The sequence below is a fragment of the Pseudomonas sp. FP1762 genome (genome assembly GCF_030687105.1).
Classification (GTDB): domain Bacteria; phylum Pseudomonadota; class Gammaproteobacteria; order Pseudomonadales; family Pseudomonadaceae; genus Aquipseudomonas; species Aquipseudomonas siliginis.
In genome coordinates this window covers 492,944-510,401 of record NZ_CP117458.1, presented here as the reverse complement: position 1 = coordinate 510,401, position 17,458 = coordinate 492,944, and the positions used below count along the sequence as shown (strand labels likewise).

10 protein-coding genes are annotated in these 17,458 nt (G+C 59.1%); 5 read left to right on the top strand and 5 right to left on the bottom strand.

The window, feature by feature from the left end; all coding sequences use genetic code 11:
- The first annotated feature begins 36 nt into the window (after nt 1–36).
- The 3 genes from PSH90_RS02200 (at nt 37) to msrA (ending at nt 5,246) form a co-directional block, all read left to right on the top strand.
- Entirely contained in the window at nt 37–1,434 is a 1,398-nt protein-coding gene (locus tag PSH90_RS02200; protein ID WP_305382062.1) for an alkaline phosphatase D family protein, read from the top strand.
- Nucleotides 1,435–1,688: 254 nt separating this feature from the next.
- Entirely contained in the window at nt 1,689–4,385 is a 2,697-nt protein-coding gene (locus PSH90_RS02195; RefSeq protein WP_305382060.1) for a bifunctional diguanylate cyclase/phosphodiesterase, read from the top strand.
- Nucleotides 4,386–4,580: 195 nt separating this feature from the next.
- Entirely contained in the window at nt 4,581–5,246 is a 666-nt protein-coding gene (msrA, locus tag PSH90_RS02190; RefSeq protein WP_056787451.1) for a peptide-methionine (S)-S-oxide reductase MsrA, read from the top strand.
- 124 nt (nt 5,247–5,370) lie between these two features.
- Here the strand turns inward: msrA and PSH90_RS02185 are convergent, their stop codons facing one another.
- Nucleotides 5,371–6,210: a 23S rRNA (adenine(2030)-N(6))-methyltransferase RlmJ gene (locus PSH90_RS02185; protein WP_016772007.1), complete on the bottom strand. Its 840-nt coding sequence runs from the start codon at nt 6,208–6,210 to the stop codon at nt 5,371–5,373.
- A gap of 1,209 nt (nt 6,211–7,419) precedes the next feature.
- Between PSH90_RS02185 and PSH90_RS02180 the strand changes: the two genes are divergently transcribed.
- Nucleotides 7,420–7,653: a hypothetical protein gene (locus PSH90_RS02180; RefSeq protein ID WP_150638083.1), complete on the top strand. Its 234-nt coding sequence runs from the start codon at nt 7,420–7,422 to the stop codon at nt 7,651–7,653.
- A 165-nt stretch (nt 7,654–7,818) separates the two neighbouring features.
- On the opposite strand, the gene PSH90_RS02175 is transcribed toward PSH90_RS02180, so the two are convergent.
- The 4 genes from PSH90_RS02175 to putP form a co-directional block, all read right to left on the bottom strand.
- The gene (locus PSH90_RS02175) at nt 7,819–8,139 is read right to left on the bottom strand and encodes a hypothetical protein (protein WP_056787448.1); all 321 of its coding nucleotides are present in this window, start codon (nt 8,137–8,139) and stop codon (nt 7,819–7,821) included.
- Nucleotides 8,140–8,470: 331 nt separating this feature from the next.
- Entirely contained in the window at nt 8,471–9,193 is a 723-nt protein-coding gene (locus PSH90_RS02170) for a DUF4123 domain-containing protein (RefSeq protein ID WP_370695110.1), read from the bottom strand.
- Complete coding sequence (gene tssI / locus PSH90_RS02165) at nt 9,174–11,189, bottom strand: type VI secretion system tip protein TssI/VgrG (RefSeq protein WP_305382058.1); 2,016 nt, start codon at nt 11,187–11,189, stop codon at nt 9,174–9,176. Before tssI ends, PSH90_RS02170 begins: the two co-directional genes overlap by 20 nt.
- Nucleotides 11,190–11,539: 350 nt before the next feature.
- Complete coding sequence (putP, locus tag PSH90_RS02160) at nt 11,540–13,024, bottom strand: sodium/proline symporter PutP (RefSeq protein ID WP_095181000.1); 1,485 nt, start codon at nt 13,022–13,024, stop codon at nt 11,540–11,542.
- A gap of 458 nt (nt 13,025–13,482) precedes the next feature.
- On the opposite strand from putP, the gene putA reads away from it, so the two are divergent.
- The gene (gene putA / locus PSH90_RS02155; RefSeq protein ID WP_305382056.1) at nt 13,483–17,436 is read left to right on the top strand and encodes a trifunctional transcriptional regulator/proline dehydrogenase/L-glutamate gamma-semialdehyde dehydrogenase; all 3,954 of its coding nucleotides are present in this window, start codon (nt 13,483–13,485) and stop codon (nt 17,434–17,436) included.
- Nucleotides 17,437–17,458: the final 22 nt, after the last annotated feature.

The following is a 17,458-nucleotide window of genomic DNA, read 5'->3' as shown; positions in this document are numbered from 1 at the left end:
AATTCTTGTTTATTAAAATCTCGAACGGAATCGATCATGTTCAAACCGACTATCGGCCCCATCGTGGGCCACACCACAACTAACCAAGTGCGCATTTTCATGCGCGGCGAACAACAGGACAAAAAACGTGTATTTGCCGGAGTTCGCGCTCGCAAGGCCGGCACGGAAAAATGGTCGAACAGCGTATTTGCACTTTTGAACCCGGCCAATGACATGTCGGGTGTACTGGTATTGCAGGATCTCGAAGCTGATTGTGAATACGAATATCAAGCCGGCTGGTTAAGTCCGATGAATCCGGTGCATACCATCGACACGGTCATTGAGTTTCCATTGCAATGGCCGCGACAGCTCTACCGCTTTCGCACCCGCACCGCGAAAGCCAGCCAGCCTCGGGGGTTTGTCGTCGGTTCGTGCCGTTATCTGCGGATTACCGCTGGCGTCGCTTCCTTGCCGCAACTGGGCGACCGCATCTTTGGCTCGATCAATCGACTGGTCGAGAACAGTCATCTACCCGTCAGCGCGGTGATCATGACCGGAGATCAAGTGTATGTAGATGATTTGAATGTCATTGCTCCGGATCGCGAAGCCAAAGACATCCTGAAGAAATATCGAACGGCATTTTCGCAACCGAATATTCAGCGACTGATGTCCAATACATCGACTTACATGATGCTCGACGATCATGAAATAGAAGATAACTGGCCTGCCAATGCCACCGCAGCGGACGAGGACTTATATCGCAACGCCATGGCCGCTTATGAACTTTATCAAGCCAGCCACAGCCCGGTTTATGCATGTAATGAGAAGGGTCAGATAAACCGGGATACGTTGAAGCATTACTGGTATCAGTTTGGCGACAGCGATATCGCCTGGTTCGTCACCGACAGCCGCACCCGACGCAACCTCTCGAAAGAAGACCGGCGCATTCTCGACATCGAGCAGGAACAGGCCCTGCTGCAATGGCTGATCCATAGCCCGGCACGAGTGAAGTTCGTGGTGACCAGCGTGATGTTCTATCCTGATCGCAAGTTCAACGGTGACGATGCCTGGAAAGCATTTCCCGAACAGCGTCTGCGCCTGCTGGAAACCATTCGCACTCACCGGATCAAGAACGTGGTGTTCGTCTCCGGCGACGTCCATGGCTCGCTGACCAGTCGCTTGAGTCACAGCGAGGACACCGATTTCGAGGTGCACACTATCGTGTCCTCGCCGCTGCACAATAGCAAATTGCTGCCGTATGCCAAGGCCTCGACGTTCATCCTCGATCAACCGCTGGTGCGCACGGCGGCAGGGGATTATCGGCACGAGCTGACCAGTGCCGTGGTGAGTCAGGACAATTTTGCGCATGTGGTCGTCGAGGCTGATCAGATATTGGTCAATTACCATGACCGCGATGGCAAGAACTTGCAGTCGATCAGTATGAAATTGCGTTGAAACACCCAAAGATCGCAGCCTTCGGCAGCTCCTACACAAGGCGCATTACCCTGTTGGGGCTGCGTGAAGCTGCGATCTTCTGCTCATTTCAGTTGTGCACTGGAGAAATGTTCACTGCAGCCGACATATTCTTATAGCACTTGGCCTTCATCTCTCTTGTCAGTCGGTGCCGCAATGATGCAACCTTGCCGCAGCCAACAGACAAGAGGGCGAGAGCCCGGCGCATTCAGCATATTTCCAAGCGAGTTTCCTTCATGAAGAGCCAGCCCGATGCCGCCAGCCGTATGGCGGCCGAGGTAGTGACGCAGTTGCCTGTGCCCTCGCGGCTCGGCATGCTGCGTTTCGAGCGCTTGAATGAAGCGAGTTGGGCAATGCTGTTCCTCGATCCCAACTGCGAACGCCAGTTTGGCCAGCCGGCCGTCGAGCTCTGCGCACTGGTCGGCTCGCCTTACGCCAGCCTGATGGAGCCCGAGGCGCGCTATCAACTGCACGATGCGATCCAGCAGCAACTGAGCAAAAGCGCACATTACGTCGTGCGCTACACCCTGCACACCGCCGCCGGCGCGTTGAACATCCTCGAGCTGGGTGAAGCCTACAAACAGCACAACCGGCATTTGCTGCGCGGCTACCTGCTGGCGGTCGACGAGGTGTTCGACGAAACCCAGGCGCTGCCTTCGGTGGATCTGGAAACCCAGAACTCGCGCCTGCAAATCGCCCTTGAGCTGAACCAGCGTGCCCAGCAGGAACAACTGCAGCATCTGGAGCGCGTGCGTGCCCAGCAGGATCTGATTCTGCTGCTCGCACGCCAGCGCTACAGCACGCACAACTCGCTGCAGGAAGCCGCTGAACTGATCACCCGCTGCGCCTGCGATATCTACGAGATCGACTGCGCCAGCCTGTGGAACCTCGAAGGCCAGCGCTTGCTGCCGATCTCCGCTTACCATCGCGCGACCCAGGAATACATCCTGCCGGAGCCGATCGATATCAGCGGCTTCCCCGACTACATGGAAGCCCTGCACAGCAGCCGCGCCATCGATGCCCATAACGCCATGCACGACCCGCGTACCCGCGAGATGGCCGAGGCGATGCGTCCGCGTGACGTCAACGCCATGCTCGATGCCAGCATTCGCGTCGACGGCCAGGTTGTCGGCGTGTTGTGCCTGGAACAGACCGGCGTCACCCGTGCCTGGCAGTCCGACGAAATCGCCTTCGCCGGTGAGCTGGCCGACCAGTTCGCACAAGTGATCAACAATCACAACCGGCGCACCGCCACCAGCGCCCTGCACCTGTTTCAGCGCGCGGTCGAGCAAAGCGCCAACGCCTTTTTGCTGGTTAACTGCGACGGCGTGGTCGAGTACGTCAACCCGAGCTTCACTGCGATCACCCAGTACACCACCGAGGAAGTCCACGGCCAGCGCCTGTCGGAACTGCCCGCCCTGGAAAATCTCAGCGAGCTGCTGTTCGATGCGCCCTCGGCGCTGGCCCAGAGCAACAGCTGGCAGGGCGAATTCAAGAGCCGACGCAAGAACCTCGAACCGTACTGGGGCCAGCTGTCGATCTCCAAGGTCTATGGCGATAACCGTGAGCTGACGCATTACATCGGCATCTACGAAGACATCACTCAGACCAAATTGGCCCAGCAACGCATCGAGCGCCTGGCCTACACCGACAACCTGACCAACCTCGGCAACCGTCCGGCATTCATCCGCAATCTCGATGAGCGCTTCGCCCGCGACAGCGATACGCCGATCAGCCTGTTGCTGGTGGACATCGACAACTTCAAGCGGATCAACGACAGCCTCGGTCACCAGACCGGCGACAAACTGTTGATCAGCCTCGCCCGGCGCTTGCGCAACAGCCTCAGCCCGGGTGGCAGTCTGGCGCGTTTTGCCAGTAACGAGTTCGCCGTGTTGCTCGACGACACCGATCTTGAGGCCGGGCAGCAGATCGCCAGTCAGTTGCTGATGACCCTCGACAAGCCGATGTTCGTCGACAACCAGCTTATCAGCGTCACCGGCTCCGTCGGTCTGGCCTGCGCGCCGCTGCACGGGCGCGATCCGCAAACCCTGATGCGCAACGCCGGTCTGGCACTGCACAAGGCCAAGGCCAACGGCAAACACCAGTTGCAGGTGTTCACTGAGGCGCTGAACGCCGAGGCCAGTTACAAACTGTTCGTCGAGAACAACCTGCGCCGCGCCCTGACGCAGAACGAGCTGGACGTGTTCTACCAGCCGAAACTGTGCCTGCGCAGCGGTCGTCTGCTGGGGATGGAAGCGCTGTTGCGCTGGAACCACCCGGAGCGCGGCATGATTCGCCCGGATCAGTTCATCAGCGTCGCCGAGGAAACCGGCCTGATCATTCCGATCGGCAAGTGGATCGCGCGTCAGGCGTGCCGCATGAGCAAATCCTTGACCGCTGCCGGCCTGGGCAATCTGCAGGTGGCAATCAATCTGTCACCGAAACAGTTCTCTGATCCGGATCTGGTCGCCTCGATCGCCAACATCCTCAGGGAAGAAGCGCTGCCGGCCAATCTGCTCGAACTCGAGCTGACCGAAGGCCTGCTGCTGGAAGCCACCGAAGACACGCATTTGCAACTCGACCAGCTCAAGCGCCTGGGCCTGACCCTGGCCATGGATGACTTCGGCACCGGGTACTCGTCGCTGAGCTATCTGAAGAAATTCCCGATCGACATCATCAAGATCGATCGCAGCTTCATCCACGAAATCCCCGACAACCAGGACGACATGGAAATCACCTCGGCGGTGATCGCCATGGCCCACAACCTGAAACTCAAGGTTGTGGCTGAAGGCATCGAAACCGCCGAGCAACTGGCGTTCCTGCGTCGACACCGTTGCGACGTCGGCCAGGGTTATCTGTTCGACCGACCGATTCCCGGTGACGAGTTGATCAAAGCCCTCAAGCGCTACCCGCGTGGGCCGCTGTGCCTCTAAAGCCTGCCTCTATGAAGATCCCTTGTGGGAGCGAGCCTGCTCGCGAAGGCGATAAAACCGTCGACATCTTCGTCGCCTGACACCCCGCTTTCGCGAGCAGGCTCGCTCCCACAGTTTTGATAGTGCGAATTCCGGCATCATTCGGCACACTGGCGGTCTGACTTTTTACCTCCAACCTGACTGAGAGGAACGCTCATGGTTCTGCGCTCGGAAATTCTGGTGAACAAAAACGTGCTTCCAACCAAAGAACAAGCCCTGCCCGGCCGCGAAACCGCGATGACCCTGCCGGAAAAACACTTCGTCTTCGAAGACACCCCGCTGCTCGGTCCATTCTTTCAGGACGTCGACTTTGCGATTTTCGGTCTGGGTTGCTTCTGGGGCGCGGAACGACGTTTCTGGCAGCGCGAAGGTGTGGTCAGCACCGTGGTCGGTTACGCCGGCGGCTTCACGCCGAACCCGACGTACGAAGAAGTCTGCTCGGGCCTAACCGGCCACGCCGAAGTGGTCTTGGTGGTGTATGACAAGGCCCAAGTCAGTTACGAGGAACTGCTGGCGATGTTCTGGGAACTGCACAACCCGACTCAGGGCATGCGTCAGGGCAACGACATCGGCACCCAGTACCGCTCGGTGATCTACGCGACCTCGCCTGAGCATCTGGACGCGGCGCTGAAGAGCAAGGCTGTGTATCAGGCGGAACTGTCGAAGGCGGGTCTGGGCGAAATCAGCACCGAGATCGAACAGGCGCCGACCGTGTACTTCGCCGAGACGTATCACCAGCAATATCTGGCGAAGAACCCTGAGGGTTATTGCGGGATTGGCGGCACCGGCGTTTGCATGCCTGCGAGCCTGGCGGGCAACTAACCCCGCCTGATCGTTCCCACGCTCTGCGTGGGAATGCAGCCCGGGACGCTCCGCGTCCTGACAGCGGACGCAGAGCGTCCATTGAGGCATTCCCACGCGGAGCGTGGGAACGATCGCTCGGCGATCAGCTCTCGGCAATTAACCAATCCATCTGCCAGCCACCCTGGGTCTGCCCCAGCTTCTTCGACAACCACGGCAGCAACTCACGCAACTCTTCTTCCAGCCCCCACGGCGGATTGGCGATCGCCAGCCCGGAACCGTTCAGGCTGTTCGGCGTATCCAGCGGATGCACCAGCAGCTCCACACGCAGCAACTTCGGTGCACCCGTGCCTGCCAGGTCCTGATAGAAACGCCGCAGTGCACGCTGATCCTTCACCGGATACCAGATCGCAGCCACAGTCTGGCGCATGCGGCCGATGGCTTCTTTCATCGACGCCGCGCAACGCTGCATCTCGTCGAGTTGCTCGAACGGCGGATCGATCAGCATCACCGCGCGCTTCTCCTGCACCGGCAACATCGCCCGCGCCACATGCCAGCCCTCGCCCAGATGCACTTTCACTCGACGATCGCCGGCCATGTTGTCCTTGAGCAACACGCCATCTTCGGGATGCTTCTCGTTGAGCATCACCCGATCCTGCGGCCGCGTCAGACGCCGTGCCAGCTCCGGCGAACCCGGGTAATAGCGCAACTGGCCATCCGGGTTCATCTCGTGCAGCACCTTCATATAGTCGGCAGTCAGCGCCGGCAGGTCCGGCTGATCCCACAACCGCGCAATGCCTTCCAGGTACTCGCCGGTGCGATTGGCCTGATCGCCCTGCAAGTCATACAGACCGATGCCGGCGTGCGTGTCGAGATAGGCAAACGGCTGCTCCTTGCGCGACATCAGAGCGATGAGGCGGGTCAAGGTCAGGTGTTTGAACACATCGGCGTGATTGCCGGCATGGAAGGCGTGACGATAATTCATGGCTGCTCCTGCGAGGGCCGCAAAGTTTACCTTTTACCGGGCGGCAAGTCAGGGGTTCGCAGCCGAGTGGACAAACGCCTTTCCCTCACCCTAACCCTCTCCCGAAGGGAGAGGGGACTTACGGTGGCGATCTTGCGAGTTACATCGACCTGAATGATCGACGTGATCTCAGGCTTGGCCAAACGAAGTTCACCGCTGAAGTCGCAGGTCGGCGTACAACACCAAGACAACTCGGTCAGTCCCCTCTCCCTCTGGGAGAGGGCTAGGGTGAGGGGCTTTGCTTTTATGGCGTTAAACTGGCTAACCATCAACGACAGGAAGTCAAAAATTCATGCGATATCTGATCATCTGTTTACTCGGCCTTCTTAGTCCATACCTCGCCCTTGCCGACGAAACCCACATTGAACAGGCACGCCAGACACTAAAGAACTACGGGCTGAGCCAACTGCATCCCGGCGCCATTCAATGAGCAATCAGCCCAGAGAAAAGACATTGCACTATCCGCCAATGCCTACTCATCCATGGGCAACGGCCTGCATTCCATCCAGCAAAATGAAGACACGCTGCAAGTGCTGCACGATCGTTATAAAACAACCAGAAACTATGTGTATGCGGCATCTGAGCAGACACCGTCGATCAGCAAACACTCGAAAAGCCATTTCGTTTTTTATGGGTGCCTGGAGGTCTCAAGTCAGAGGCTTTCGACAGTTTTATCAAGACCCAGGATCGGCACATCGCAGACTGACTGCTGAACCCTAAACGTCAAAAGATCGCAGCCTTCGGCAGCTACTACAGATGATCCCGTGTAGGAGCTGACGAAGGCTGCGATCTTTTGATTTTGCTTCTGAACAGTTCAGGCAGGCATGGCGCCCAGACGTCGCCCGATGACGTCGAGCAAGGGATGGCGCAGAATTTGGCGAAGTCGCTGAGGATCATCGAGTCACCTTGATCGAACGGCGCATGCATATATTCTCCAGCACCAGGAGCACGGCGCAAAGTGGGGAGTAGTTGAAGGCCATATCAGGAAATCGGAGATGAGGAATTTTACGGAGCTGCACAAAGGTCGAATTTGGATAGACGGTAGTATTTAATGCAATTACCTGTCAGATCTGACAGTGGCGTTATCGGTAGCTACTGATCCATAGTCTGAACGACGCGAAAATCAATCGATCGCCCTGATTCTAGACTACGACTGGAAGGAGATTGGAAATGGCAAAAATTACTGTAAATACATCGGGCAATGGCACCGTGATTAGCGCCTATACCAGTGGTGCAGGCGGGCCGTACCCAACATACTCAATAACGGTGAAACCCGATGACAACAGTGGAGACCTGAGCGTAAGCACTCCGGGCGATCCCCGCCTGAAAGTTGGTGACAAGGTCAGCTTTACCATTAGCGACGGCGCTGCTGGCAGACTTCTGGGAAATGTGACAAAGATATAAAAAAAGTAACCCTGATAAAAAATTCTGTTTACCGCTTCAATAAGGTTGGCTTCGCAGCCTAAAACAACGCCGTGACTTGCTCTTCAACGACAAAAGATCGCAGTCTTCGGCAGCCCCTACATGGGATAGGCGTCCACTCTGCCGAAGGCTGCGATCTTCTGATCTTCAGGCGGGCATGCTGCGCAAGCGTCTGCCGATGACATCGAGCACATCACAGCCATCGCGCAATGGGATGGCGCACAGCAGGGCGAAGTCGCTGAGGATCACGGAGTCGCATTCGATCGAGCCGCGCATGCACATGTTTTCCAGGACCTGGACCACGGCGCGGATGCGGTGGTTGGCAGCGTCCATGAGGATATCGAGAGGCACATGGGTGTCGACGAACAGGCTGGGCATGTCGCTGCAATTGCCGGTGAGGGCCATGAAGCGGTTGTCGGGGTGAGGAGTGATTTTTTCGTAGGGTGAATCAGTATGCATATTGGTCATTTTCCGGGTCCCATGATTGATAAACGTGAGCCGCCATCACACCTTCCTACGGGTTAGGGTGGCAGCTGTGCGCGGGAGTAGGAACCGAGCAATCATGGACCTCGGCCACGCCGAAGCGTGCCCCACGCACAGCCGCCGCGAACGATCTTACGGACTTGAACCAAGTGCCGCAAAAAGCCAACGAACTGTAACGTCATGAATGCGGGAATCCTTCATCCTGCCAACGCTCTCGCGGCGACAACGAAAAGACTATCCCTGCAACCCACCGCGCACCAGTTCATGAAAGCCGCCGCGATTCGAAGGAAACGTCCGAAGCGTTTGCCCCGAAATTTCACTCTGCCTCTGCCAGCAAAAACTCCAGAAGGGACGATCGTGACGAATCTTCCGACATCGATAATTTGAAAAACTGCCCGACCTTGCAGCGCAAAACAGCCTCGGGAAACGCCTCGAACACGGCCGGTTGCTCCTCGCTCAGCCATTGCAAAGCATTGGCGATGCGTACGCTTGCATCTGTCTGCGCCAAGAGCGATTGCGGCACGCTCCACCACGGAAAGACCCGCCCCGAAACCAGCGCACGGCCCGCGATTTCGATGGCTTGGCCATTGATCAAGGCTCGTGAAACGACTGGCAGCAATTGCGCGGAATTGACCTCCTCAGAGTGCAAAAGAGGCAGCAGAAACCGACCATCCCAAAAGCGGAAAAACACGGTTTTACCGTCCGGCATCAGCACTTGAGTGAGGCTGCGGAAATGTTCGACCAGCACGTCAAGATCCGCCGAAGACACCGCCAACCATCCCCAATCCCGGGATTCTGTTTCCGCCACCCAACGTAAAAACTCACTGTCTGCAGCGACAATTCCCACGTAGGGCATCACCGCGTCCCACTCGGCATAAATGGTTTCGGCCCAGACCGGATTCGCCGTGCCCTGCCAGGCTTTGAAGGCATCGGCGTCGCTGGCGCGGCTGAAAATGGCGAACAATTGTTCCGACGCATGCAGCGGCTGCCGCGCCAGCCATTGTTCGGGCGTCAATTCCTCACGCTGCACAAACACCATCCTTACAACGCTCACACTCCTCGCAGAATGGCGCATCACCTTTGAGACTCATGATCTGTGCGGCGGTGAGAATCGCCGCTGGCGCAGCGGCCAGTTTCTCCGGCAATCCCGGCACCACCGGCGCAGCGCTGGTCGCCGCCATCGGCGCGCCACCCACAACAATCGGCACGCTGCTGAAAATTCCGCCGGGGCCGATGTTGATCCACTGTCCCCCGGCCTGAATCGTCGCGCTCGCGCCGCCATCAATGACCACTTGCTGGCCTGCGCTGATATGGATCTGCGCCGAGGCGCTGGTGGCCTGGCTGTTCACCCGCACCTGCCGGTCGCCGAGCACGGACAAATGATCATCCTGCCTGACTTCGGTCTGGCGCTGGCCGTGGGTGATGCGTTGCTCGTCGGCCTTGAGTTCATGGCGGGCGGTGCCGGTGACCACCACACTGCGCTGATTATCGACCTGCAGCTGCTGGTCGTTGAGCACATGCTGGGTCCAGTTGCGCTGGGCACGCAGGTAGATTTCCTCGGCGCCTTTTTTGTCTTCGATGCGCAGTTCGTTATAACCGCCACCGCCAGGGCTGCTCTGGCTGCGGAAGATACTGCGGGTCTTGTCTGCCGGCAGATCCAGCGGCACCGGGGTCGCCGCATTCGGCAGGCAACCCATGACCAGCGGCTTGTCGGCATCGCCATCAATGAAGCCGACCAAAACTTCCATGCCGACGCGCGGAATCAACACGCTGCCGTAGTGATCGTGAGCCCAACCGGTCGCAACGCGCAGCCAGCAACTGGAGTGCTCATTGAGTTCGCCATCGCGGTCCCAGGCCAGTTGCACTTTGACCCGGCCGTATTCATCGCAATGGATCTCAAGGTCTTTCGGGCCGGTGACCACGGCAGGTTGGTAGCCCGACATGCGCGGTTTTTCCGGGCACAGCGCCGGACGAAAGACCACGTCCCACGGCGTGGCGACGAAAGTATTGCGGTAGCCCTGGAAGGATTCGCCATCGCTGGTCACCGATTCCTCAAGCACCTGCGGCTGACGGCCGCGATGCTCGACACAGGTGAGCAACCACAGATCATTCCAGTCGCTGCGCGGATGCCCGGTGAGTTGCAGGAAATGGCCGCAGACCAGCGAGGATTCGTCGCTGGTGCCTTCGGCTTGACGGTAATCGGCGACATGACGTTCAAGCGCGCGGCGCGTCAGGCCTTTGCCGGTTTCGCGATCATTGAATTGACCGGGAAAGTGATAGTCCTCCAGCACTGGACGCTGCTCGCCGTCACTGCGACTTTCCAGCGACAGGCGTGGTTTTTCGAAGTTGTAGTCGCGCCGGGTGACGACGCTGGTGCGGGTTTCCACGCGCACATTGAAACGCTGAATCGCCGGCGCGCCCGCCGACATGCCGCTGCCCGGCAGATACAGCGTCGGCTCGGGCAGCTTGGGGAACACGGTCTGGTCGTCGCCGAATACCAGCAAATGGCCTTCGGGGCTGTGTTGAAAGTGGTAATGAATGCCGACTTCGGCACACAGACGCTGGATGAAGGCCAGATCGCTTTCGGCGTATTGCACGCAGTATTCGCGCTCCGGGTATTCGCTGCCCAGGCGAAATTCAAAGGCATCGCGCAGGATCGAATGGTCCTTGAGGATCTGCGTGACAATTTGCGGCACGTTCTGATGCTGAAAAATCCGCTGGTTGATGCGATGCCCCAGATACGTCAGACGCGGGACAAGGCTGAGGTGATAGCGTGTCAGACGTTTCCCGGAATCGCCCTGCCCGACCTGATAAATCTGACCATGAATACCGCAACCCTGAGCATCGAAACTCAGAAACGCCTGACCATGCAGCAGGCTTTCCAGATCCAGGTCCGGCCGCTCGCTGACCAGTTCCAGTTCGAAGCGAAAGGGTTGGCTGATGGCTTCCCTGCCTGTGAACTCAAGGACCTTGAGGTCATGCTGGGCGCCTTCGAGGGTCAACGTGAAACGCGGTTGATTGGCAGGCGCGAACATCCGATGTCTCTCTGCAGTGTGAGGGCGGGCGATTCTGCATGAGGGGCAAGGGGTGCTGAGCAGGTGACGGGAAATTCAGATTTGCCCTACGTGGTTTGCTGAAAGGACCTTGTTAATTCGGCCGTTCGACTACAGACAATTCAATCAAACCTGCCACCCACCCTGTGGGAGCGAGCCTGCTCGCGAAAGCGGCATGTCAGTCGATACATTCATTGAATGATCAATCGCATTCGCGAGCAGGCTCGCTCCCACAATGGATTTCCACAGGATTCGAGAAATCACAGGCCATAAAAAACGGCCCGCCTCCGGTAGGAAACGAGCCGTTTTCATGTGAGCCGAAGCTCAGTCCATCACTTGTTCAAATGGAAATCTTTTTCCGCTGCCTCGAAGCGCTCAACCATGCCGCGAGTCGGTTCACCCGCCTTGCTGACAAAGTAGATGGCCAGGCTGGCGAAGATGAAGCCAGGAATGATTTCGTACAGACCCAGCAGTTCGAAGTGCTTCCAGACCACCACGGTGATCGCGCCGACCAGAATGCCGGCCAGTGCGCCGTTGCGGGTCATGTCTTTCCAGACGACCGAGATCAGCACCACCGGTCCGAACGCAGCACCGAAACCGGCCCAGGCGTAGGACACCAGACCCAGTACACGGTTTTCCGGGTTGGCAGCCATCGCGATGGCAATCAAGGCTACCAGCAGCACCATGGCACGACCGACCCAGACCAGCTCAAGCTGGGAGGCGGACTTGCGCAGGAAGGCTTTATAGAAGTCTTCGGTCAGGGCGCTCGAGCACACCAGCAACTGGCAGCTCAGGGTGCTCATCACCGCAGCCAGAATGGCCGACAGCAGTACACCGGCAACCCATGGGTTGAAGAGGATTTTCGCCAGTTCGATGAACACGCGCTCCGGGTTCTCGGTCACAGGACCGGCCACTTCCGGGTGCGCCGAGAAATAGGCGATACCGAAGAAGCCCACCGCAACGGTGCCGCCCAGGCACAGGATCATCCAGGCCATGGAAATGCGACGCGCCTTGGCGATCGACTTCACCGAATCCGCCGCCATGAAGCGCGCGAGGATGTGCGGCTGGCCGAAGTAGCCCAGACCCCAACCCATCAGCGAGATGATGCCGATGAAGGTGGTGCCTTTGAGCATGTCGAAGTTGCTCGGATCCTGCGCTTCGATGGCCAGGAACGTGGTGTCGACGCCGCCAGTGGCCAGCAGGACGATGATAGGCGTAAGGATCAGCGCGAAGATCATCAGCGTGGCTTGGACGGTGTCGGTCCAGCTCACCGCGAGGAAACCGCCGATGAAGGTGTAGGCAATCGTTGCCGCCGCACCGGCCCACAGCGCCGTTTCGTAGGTCATGCCGAACGTGCTTTCGAACAGACGCGCACCAGCGACGATGCCGGAAGCGCAGTAGATGGTAAAAAACACCAGAATCACGATCGCCGAGATAATCCGCAGCAAGCCGCTTTTATCTTCGAAACGGCTGGAAAAGTAATCCGGCAGAGTCAGGGCATCGCCGTTGTGCTCGGTCTGCACACGCAGACGGCCGGCGACGAACAGCCAGTTCAGGTAGGCACCGACGATCAGGCCGATGGCGATCCAGCTTTCAGACAGACCGGACATGTAGATGGCGCCCGGCAGGCCCATCAGCAACCAGCCGCTCATGTCGGAGGCACCGGCAGACAGCGCGGTGACGACGCTGCCGAGGCTGCGACCACCGAGAATATAGTCAGAAAGGTTGTTGGTGGAGCGATAGGCCATCAAGCCGATCAGCACCATTGCTGCGATGTAGATCACGAACGTGATCAGGGTTGGATTGCTTACGCTCATTGAGTTACGCCCTGGCTTTGTTTTTATGTAGCGGCGGTAGTGAACCGCTCGCAAACGACGACGTTTGGCAGACGATCCGGGATCCCGCGCATTTAAGACTGATGTTTCCCCAGGAAAGCCATCAGCCGGTACACCGGGTTATTCCCGGTTGCACCTTGGCGGCGAATGCTATGCAACAAAGCAAATAAGGTGCAACCAGTTTCGCGAGAATTAGTTGCACCCAGTCGGATTAATCGACGATCACCCCGTTTTTGCTCCCTTTTGTGGCAGTCACGCCTCTTTGCTAGAAGCAAAAGCACCAAGCAGGAGCAGCACTTTCGTACCAGAAATTATTTCCTGACGAGCTGCGTATTATTCCGGCAAAAAAAGGGTTGCACCCGGTTGCACCTCATTCAGCGCACGGCTAATCTTGCGGCCAGCTGATGCCACGCAACTGTGGCAACCATGAGGATAAAAATATGGCTACCACCACCCTTGGGGTCAAACTCGATGACCCGACCCGCGAGCGCCTGAAGGCTGCCGCAACCTCGATTGATCGCACGCCGCACTGGCTGATCAAGCAGGCAATTTTCAATTACCTGGAAAAACTCGAGGGTGGTGCAACCCTGACCGAGTTGAACGGTTTGACCGCCAAAGACGCCGATGACGCAGGCGAAGTGCAGACCGATCACGCTCACCAATGCTTCCTCGAATTCGCTGAAAGCATCCTCCCGCAATCGGTGCTGCGCGCTTCGATCACCGCTGCTTACCGCCGTCCTGAGCCGGAAGTGGTGCCAATGCTGATCGAGCAGGCACGCCTGCCGGCCCCGATGGCCGAAGCCACCAACAAGCTCGCGGCGACCATCGCGGAAAAACTGCGTAACCAGAAGAGTGCCGGCGGTCGTGCGGGCATTGTTCAGGGCCTGCTGCAGGAATTTTCCCTGTCGTCCCAGGAAGGCGTGGCGCTGATGTGCCTGGCCGAAGCGCTGCTGCGCATCCCGGACAAAGGCACCCGCGATGCGCTGATCCGCGACAAGATCAGCACCGGCAACTGGCATCCGCACCTGGGCAACAGCCCTTCGCTGTTCGTCAACGCTGCGACCTGGGGTCTGCTGCTGACTGGCAAACTGGTCTCCACCCACAACGAAGCCGGCCTGACTTCGTCGCTGAGCCGCATCATCGGCAAGAGCGGCGAGCCGATGATCCGCAAGGGCGTCGACATGGCCATGCGCCTGATGGGCGAGCAGTTCGTTACCGGCGAAACCATCGCCGAAGCACTGGCCAATGCGAGCAAGTTCGAAGCCAAAGGCTTCCGTTACTCCTACGACATGCTCGGTGAAGCGGCACTCACTGAAGTCGACGCGCAAAAATACCTGGCCTCGTACGAACAAGCGATCCACTCGATCGGCAAAGCGTCCCACGGTCGTGGAATTTATGAAGGCCCGGGCATCTCCATCAAGCTCTCGGCGCTGCACCCGCGCTACAGCCGTGCGCAGTACGAGCGCGTGATGGACGAGCTGTACCCGCGCCTGCTGTCGCTGACCCTGCTGGCCAAGCAATACGACATCGGCCTGAACATCGACGCCGAAGAAGCCGACCGCCTCGAGCTGTCGCTGGATCTGCTCGAACGTCTGTGCTTCGAGCCGCAACTGACTGGCTGGAACGGCATCGGTTTCGTCATCCAGGCTTACCAGAAGCGTTGCCCGTACGTGATCGACTACGTGATCGATCTGGCCCGCCGCAGCCGCCATCGCCTGATGATCCGCCTGGTAAAAGGCGCGTACTGGGACAGCGAAATCAAGCGCGCCCAGGTTGAAGGCCTGGAAGGCTATCCGGTCTACACCCGCAAGGTGTACACCGACGTTTCCTACATTGCTTGCGCACGCAAACTGCTGTCGGTACCGGAAGTCATCTACCCGCAATTCGCCACGCACAACGCCCACACCCTGTCGGCGATCTACCACATCGCCGGTCAGAACTATTACCCGGGCCAGTACGAATTCCAGTGCCTGCACGGCATGGGCGAACCGCTCTACGAGCAGGTTGTCGGCAAGGTTGCCGAAGGCAAGCTGAACCGTCCGTGCCGCGTGTACGCACCGGTCGGCACCCACGAAACCCTGCTGGCGTACCTCGTGCGTCGTCTGCTGGAAAACGGTGCCAACACTTCGTTCGTCAACCGTATCGCCGACCAGTCGATTTCGATTCAGGAACTGGTGGCCGATCCGGTGGCGCAGATCGAGCAGATGGCCACCGTGGAAGGCGGTTTCGGCTTGCCGCACCCGCGCATTCCGCTGCCGCGTGATCTGTACGGCGCCGAGCGCGCCAACTCGAGCGGCATCGACATGGCCAACGAACATCGTCTGGCCTCGCTGTCCTGCGCCCTGCTCGCCACCGCGCACAACGACTGGAAAGCCGCGCCGATGCTCGGTTGCGCGTCCAGCAACGAAACGCCGGTCGCCGTGCTGAACCCGTCCGATCACCGCGATGTGGTCGGTCATGTTCAAGAAGCTACCGTTGAAGATGTCGACAGCGCCATTCAATGCGCGCTGAACGCCGCGCCGATCTGGCAGGCCACCCCGCCGGCCGAACGTGCGGCGATCCTGGAACGTGCCGCTGACCTGATGGAAGGCGAGATCCAGCCGCTGATGGGTCTGCTGGCTCGCGAAGCCGGCAAGACCTACGCCAACGCCATCGCCGAAGTCCGCGAAGCGGTCGACTTCCTGCGTTATTACGCAGTGCAGGCGCGCAACGATTTCAGCAATGACGCCCACCGCCCACTCGGCCCGGTGGTGTGCATCAGCCCGTGGAACTTCCCGCTGGCAATCTTCAGCGGCCAGGTCGCTGCGGCATTGGCCGCCGGTAACCCGGTACTGGCCAAACCGGCCGAGCAGACTCCGCTGGTAGCGGCTCAGGCTGTGCGCCTGATGCTCGAAGCCGGCATCCCGGAAGGCGTGCTGCAACTGCTGCCGGGTCGCGGTGAAACCGTCGGCGCCGGTCTGGTCGGTGACGAGCGCGTCAAAGGCGTGATGTTCACTGGTTCCACCGAAGTCGCGCGCTTGCTGCAACGCAACATCGCTGGCCGTCTCGACAGCCAGGGCCGTCCGATTCCGCTGATCGCCGAAACCGGTGGCCAGAACGCGATGATCGTCGATTCCTCGGCGTTGACTGAACAAGTCGTGATCGACGTAGTGTCGTCGGCCTTCGACAGCGCCGGTCAGCGCTGCTCGGCGTTGCGCGTGCTGTGCCTGCAGGAAGATTCCGCCGATCGCGTCATCGAAATGCTCAAAGGTGCCATGGCCGAAAGCCGTCTCGGCAACCCCGAGCGTCTGTCCGTGGACATCGGCCCGGTGATCGACGCCGAAGCCAAGGCGGGCATCGACAAGCACATCCAGGGCATGCGCGACAAAGGTCGCAATGTTTACCAGGTGGCGATTGCCGACAGCGAAGAGATCAAGCGCGGCACCTTCGTCATGCCGACCCTGATCGAGCTGGAAAGCTTCGACGAACTGCAACGCGAAATCTTCGGCCCGGTACTGCACGTGGTGCGCTACAAGCGCAAAGAGCTGGATCAACTGATCGGTCAGATCAACGCCTCCGGTTACGGCCTGACGCTGGGCGTGCACACGCGCATCGACGAGACCATCGCCAAGGTGATCGACAACGTCAACGCCGGTAACGTCTACGTCAACCGCAACATCGTCGGTGCCGTGGTCGGCGTGCAGCCATTCGGCGGCGAAGGCTTGTCGGGTACTGGCCCGAAAGCCGGCGGCCCGCTGTATCTGTACCGTTTGCTGTCGACGCGTCCTAGCGACGCCATCGAGCAATCCTTCGCTCGCGGTGACGCCATCGTCGCCCCGGACGTGCGCTTGCGCGATGCCATGAGCCAATCGTTGAACGCTCTGAAAGCCTGGGCCGACAACAACAAGTTCGCCGATCTGAGCACCCTGTGCGTGCAATACGCAGCACAGTCGCAGAGCGGCATCACCCGCGTGCTGGCTGGCCCGACCGGCGAGAAAAACAGCTACGCCATTCTGCCGCGCGAACACGTGCTGTGCCTGGCGGAAGTTGAAGGTGATCTGCTGACGCAACTGGCGGCGGTGCTGGCAGTGGGCGGTTCGGCGGTGTGGCCGGAAACCGAGCTGACCAAGGCGTTGTTCGCCCGTCTGCCGAAGGAAGTCCAGGCGCGGATCAAACGTGTTGCCGACTGGAACAAGGACGAAGTGGTGTTCTATGCCGTGCTGCATCACGGCCACTCCGACCAGTTGCGCGGCGTCTGCCAGCAGATCGCCCAGCGTGGCGGCGCGATCGTTGGCGTTCAGGGACTGTCCCAAGGCGAGACCAACATTGCCCTGGAGCGCCTGGTGATCGAGCGTGCATTGAGCGTGAACACCGCTGCGGCGGGGGGTAATGCCAGCTTGATGACCATCGGTTAAATCGCTGTAAATCCAGGCGACC